The following is a 4,447-nucleotide window of genomic DNA, read 5'->3' on the forward strand; positions in this document are numbered from 1 at the left end:
TGGAAGGCCTGCTTCCAGAGCGCCGCGGCCTGTTCAAGCCGGTTCTGGTCGTAGACGCCCTGGACCTGATGGATGCTGAGCGTCCAGGTCCTCGCGCCGGAATCCTGCCAGACCTTGTCGAGGAGCCGCCGCAGCCGCTCCGGATCGCGGGCTCCGGCCGCATTGCCGAAGACGGTGAACTGGCCTGAGTTCTGCAGCATGTCAGAGACCAGGACGAGTGAGCGATCGCCTGTCGGCACGCGGTTCTCGCGCCGGGAGACGACGTCGCCGATTGCCTCGACGATCGGCGACTGGTTGCCCTTCGCCGGCTGGGTCAGCACGGTCATGGCGTCGTCGAGCGGGCGGCCGAATTTCTCGACCCATTTCACATATTCACGACGGGGGTTGCCGATCAGCTCGCTGGCCGTCCTCCCGGGATTGCATAGCGAGATCAACGACGGGAAGCCGGGCTCGAACACGTCATTGAAGACGTAGATCGAGAGCATGCGCTCGGCCGGAAGCTCGTCGCCGATCTGCTTGACGAGCTTCTTCAGGCGCCCGGCCTGCACCTCGCTCCACGGGTCGCTCTTGTCGACGAGGATGAGCGTGTGCCCGACCGGGCCGGTCTTCGGGCACAGCGTCTCCTGGTCTCGCGGAGGGCCGCGCAGCAGGGAGGGGGCCGCGAAGAAGCCAACGAGCGCGACGCCCGCGAGCAGGGAGGCGACGATGGCCAGGTTCTCGGTCTTCATCCCTCGGCCTCTAGCGCGGCATTGCGGCGAAATCCTCCGCCGCTCGCTTCTGCGCCGCTTCGTCGCTCTCGAAGGCTTCGCGCCCGGCCTGGGCCGCGCGCAGCTTCACCTGCTCGATCTCACCCGCGAGATCGACGCCGCGCAGCAGCATCAGGCGGTCCTTGAGCTTGACCTCGATCAGCGCCGGCATGCTGGCGAGCTGCTGCTCGAAATCCTCGATCTGCCTGCGCACGGCGACATATTCCGGCAACTCGCCCGGCTGGTCGATTTCGGCCAGATTGAGCGATTGCCCGAAATAGGCCGGCGGTAGATCGGTTCTGACCCGCAGGTTGGCTTCCCGATACTGCATCATGGCCGCATCCTTGGCTGCGCGCAGCTGTCCGAGCCGAGTGAGATAGAGATCACGGGCCTTTTCGGCGGCGGCCTTCTTGCCCTGCAGCTTTCCGAGCTCGTCGCGGCAATCGGCGCGGAAGCCATCGATCTGGGTTCGGATCGCCTCCAGCTCCGGCAGCAATTGGCCATCGAGCCGGCGTCGCTCGTCCTCGACCGCACTCCAGCGCTGGCGCCAGCGCTTATAGGCGGCGGCGTGGCCGGGATAGGTACCGAAAGCGGTATAGCCCTTCGTTGCCGCCACGAAGGCGACGAGGCAACCGATAATGACGAGGGCGACCGACTTGATGTCGTAGATCGCGAAGGGATTCTCCAGCATGCGCGGCATAACCTGATAGGAGCGCGCATCGGGATTCGCGATCAGCATCTCGCGGTAATGGCCGACGGCCAGGTTGAACAGCACGATCAGCGCAATCATCCCCGCATAGGCCGGCAGCGCCCAGAACAGATGCGAACTCTTGACGTGCTGGCAGTAGCGCGCCGGGCCTATCCCCATGCAGAAGCCCAGCGCGATATTGAGCGCCGAGATGATGACGGCGGTCGCCGCGCCTCCGACGAGGCCGAAATCGCTGGCTTCGGCGAAGAAGTTGCCGTTGAGCAGGCTTTCCAGCACCAGCGGCACGACGAGGAAGAACAGGATGAACTGCCACTTGTCGAGCTTGGGATCGGCGCGACGCTTGTTCTCGAAATTGAAGTAGGCGTATTCGCGCTTGGCCCGGAGGGCGTCGTAGATGCGCTGCTCCAGCTCGCTGCCGTGCTTGTTCAGCATGGCCCGCAAGGTCGCCTCGACGCCGCGCACGCGTCCTTCGAAGCGCTGCTGGGTGAACAGCTCCTGCCGGCTCACGACTTCGGCCTGGATGGCATTGAGGCGCGCTGCCGCCTCCTGCCGCAGCGCGGCGTAGTGCTCGCGCGCCCGGGCTATCAGCGTCTGCTCGGTCTGGGAGAGCATCGTCGCATCTGCCGGCGGCAGGTTTTCGACTGCATCGCTCGCGCCGTTATGGCCGGCCCGGACCGACTCCGCGAGGTGGTGCGCCGTCATAGCCACGCTGCCGTCGCGGAGCGACGCCCCACCGCCGTTGTCATTCGCCATGGGCGGCTCGCGTCAGAAACAGGCGGGCATCGACGATATCAACCCAGAAATCGCGGAAGCCTGGATAGGCTGGGCGCAGATAGGCGCGCTCGAACCAGATCGTCAGAGCGACGAGCGCGGCTGCCGCCAGCATGGGCAGGGTCGCGCCGAGCGACAGGAAAGTTGCGTCGCGCGCCGGGAGCAGCCAGCCGAGCCCCGCCAATGCGAGTACGCAGGTGATGACAAGCAAGGCCAGCACACGATGACGGCCGGTATCGTAGGCGAGTTGCAGCGCTGCCGTCATCAGCGTGACGGCGAAGGCGGCGCACAGCTCGATCACGGCAAGCCCTGCCAGAACGCCTGCGATCCCCGCGCCGATCCCCGTCGGTGATACCGGCGAAAGCACGCGGAAGACGCTGCTTCCGGATGACCAGCCGAGGAACAGGCAGAACAGCAAGGTGGCCGACACGAGGATGGCGAGAAGGGGCAAGGAGCGTCGCAGCCGCGCCGCCATGATGGCAAGCCGCGCCGCATGGGTCTGCCTCACGGCGCCGTTGACTGCGCTTGCCGCCGCTCTCGCGCGGCTTGCGATCGCCTTGAACATAACCCCAAGCAACTCCAACCGACGCGCGACGGTGCCGGTATTCGCCCGGTCGGTCAAGCGAGCGGTCGCCGCCGCCTGTTGGCGATCAACCGCCCGTGACACTCATGTGTCGGCCGACGGCCGGGCGCGCATGGCGCCGGTCGATGATGAAGTCATGGCCCTTGGGCTTGCGGGCGATGGCCTCGTCCATCGTGCGGTAGAGCAGGGCGTCGTCCTGCGAGGAGCGGACCGCGGCGCGCAGATCCGCCGCGTCCTCCTGGCCCAGGCACATGTAGAGCGTGCCGGTGCAGGTGAGGCGCACGCGGTTGCAGCTCTCGCAGAAGTTATGGGTCAGCGGCGTGATGAAGCCGACGAGGCCACCGGTTTCCTTGACGCGGACATAGCGCGCCGGCCCGCCGGTGCGGTAGGGGTCGTCGACCAGCGTGTACTTGTCCATCAATCGCCCGCGCACCACCGAGAGCGGCAGGTACTGGTCGATGCGGCCGACCTCGATCTCGCCCATCGGCATGACCTCGATCAGCGTCAGGTCCATGCCGAGGCCGTGCGACCAGAGCATCAGCTCTTCGATCTCCTCGTCGTTGACGCCCTTCAGCGCCACCGCGTTGATCTTCACCCGCATGCCGGCCTTGCGCGCCGCCTCGATGCCGGCGAGCACGACCTTGAGATCGCCCCGGCGGGTAATTTCGCGGAACTTGTCGGCGTCGAGCGTATCGAGCGAGACATTGATGCGGCGCACGCCATAACCGGCGAGTTCGTCCGCATAGCGATGCAGAAGCGAGCCGTTGGTCGTCAGCGTCAGCTCGTCGAGCGCGCCCGATGTGAGATGGCGGGAGAGCGAGCGGAAGAGGCTCATGATGTCGCGGCGCACGAGCGGCTCGCCGCCGGTAAGCCGCAGCTTCCGCGTCCCGCGGCTGACGAAGGCGGTAGCGATCCGGTCGAGTTCCTCGAGGGTCAGCAATTCCTTGCGCGGCAGGAACTGCATGTTTTCGGCCATGCAGTAGACGCAGCGGAAATCGCAGCGATCCGTCACCGAGATACGCAGATAGGAAATCTTTCGGCCGAACGGATCGACCAGCGGCGACCGCGTCAGCGGCTTCATTTCGTCGAGCAGCACGTCTGCCTCAACTCCGAACCTGCAGCCCGCTCCGCCCAGGATGCGGACTGGTTTTCACATTGCTATACCCAGACATTGGCACCGCTGTGGCCAAGGTCAAGCACGTGACTGCCGCAGCCCGCGAGGAACTTACACGATCATGTCATCCTGGCCGACCGAAATCCGCCTGTCGAAGGATCGTCGCACCTTGCATGTCGCGTTCGACGACGGTGCAAGCTTTGCCCTGCCGGCTGAGCTGCTGCGTGTTGAAAGTCCCTCGGCAGAGGTGCAGGGCCATCATCCCAGCCAGAAGACGATCGTCCCGGGCAAGGCGGAGGTCGAGATCCTCAGGGTCGAACCGGTCGGCCATTACGCCGTCAGGCTCGGTTTCGACGACATGCACGAGACCGGCATCTACGCCTGGGATTATCTGCGCGAGCTCGGGGAGCAGGCACAGGAGAAGATGAAGGCCTATGAGGCGGCGCTGGCCGAGAAGGGGCTCTCCCGCCAACGAAAGCGCTAGGGCCTGACGATGCGCTCGACGTCCGGCAGTTTCCAGCTCT

The 4,447-nt window shown here is 65.6% G+C and carries 5 protein-coding genes; 1 reads left to right on the plus strand and 4 read right to left on the minus strand.

The annotated features are described in order from the left end of the window. From ACIPIA_RS10750 to moaA, 4 genes are all read right to left on the minus strand, one after another. A partial coding sequence (locus tag ACIPIA_RS10750) for a hypothetical protein (protein WP_400509324.1) occupies positions 1–728 on the minus strand: 728 nt, incomplete at its 3' end. Positions 729–738: 10 nt separating this feature from the next. Then, positions 739–2,208 carry a hypothetical protein gene (locus ACIPIA_RS10755; protein WP_400509326.1) on the minus strand — a complete coding sequence of 490 codons (1,470 nt, stop codon included), beginning with the start codon at positions 2,206–2,208 and terminating at the stop codon, positions 739–741. Then, complete coding sequence (locus tag ACIPIA_RS10760; protein ID WP_400509327.1) at positions 2,198–2,734, minus strand: hypothetical protein; 537 nt, start codon at positions 2,732–2,734, stop codon at positions 2,198–2,200. The genes ACIPIA_RS10755 and ACIPIA_RS10760 overlap by 11 nt, the downstream gene beginning before the upstream one ends. 142 nt (positions 2,735–2,876) lie before the next feature. Beyond that, on the minus strand, positions 2,877–3,890 hold the full coding sequence (gene moaA, locus ACIPIA_RS10765; RefSeq protein ID WP_400509331.1) for a GTP 3',8-cyclase MoaA: 1,014 nt from the start codon (positions 3,888–3,890) through the stop codon (positions 2,877–2,879). A 154-nt stretch (positions 3,891–4,044) separates the two neighbouring features. Between moaA and ACIPIA_RS10770 the strand changes: the two genes are divergently transcribed. Next, positions 4,045–4,407: a gamma-butyrobetaine hydroxylase family protein gene (locus tag ACIPIA_RS10770; protein WP_400509329.1), complete on the plus strand. Its 363-nt coding sequence runs from the start codon at positions 4,045–4,047 to the stop codon at positions 4,405–4,407. The last annotated feature ends 40 nt before the right edge of the window (positions 4,408–4,447 follow it).

Origin of the sequence: Allobosea sp. CER48, from assembly GCF_044752385.1 — a bacterium.
GTDB lineage: Bacteria > Pseudomonadota > Alphaproteobacteria > Rhizobiales > Beijerinckiaceae > Allobosea.

What these genes read in the sequence shown, in the direction of transcription:
- ACIPIA_RS10755 (WP_400509326.1), bottom strand. Translation starts at nt 2,208, where the DNA reads ATGGCGAATGACAACGGCGGTGGGGCGTCGCTCCGCGACGGCAGCGTG.
- moaA (WP_400509331.1), bottom strand. Translation starts at nt 3,890, where the DNA reads ATGAAGCCGCTGACGCGGTCGCCGCTGGTCGATCCGTTCGGCCGAAAG.
- ACIPIA_RS10770 (WP_400509329.1), top strand. Translation starts at nt 4,045, where the DNA reads ATGTCATCCTGGCCGACCGAAATCCGCCTGTCGAAGGATCGTCGCACC.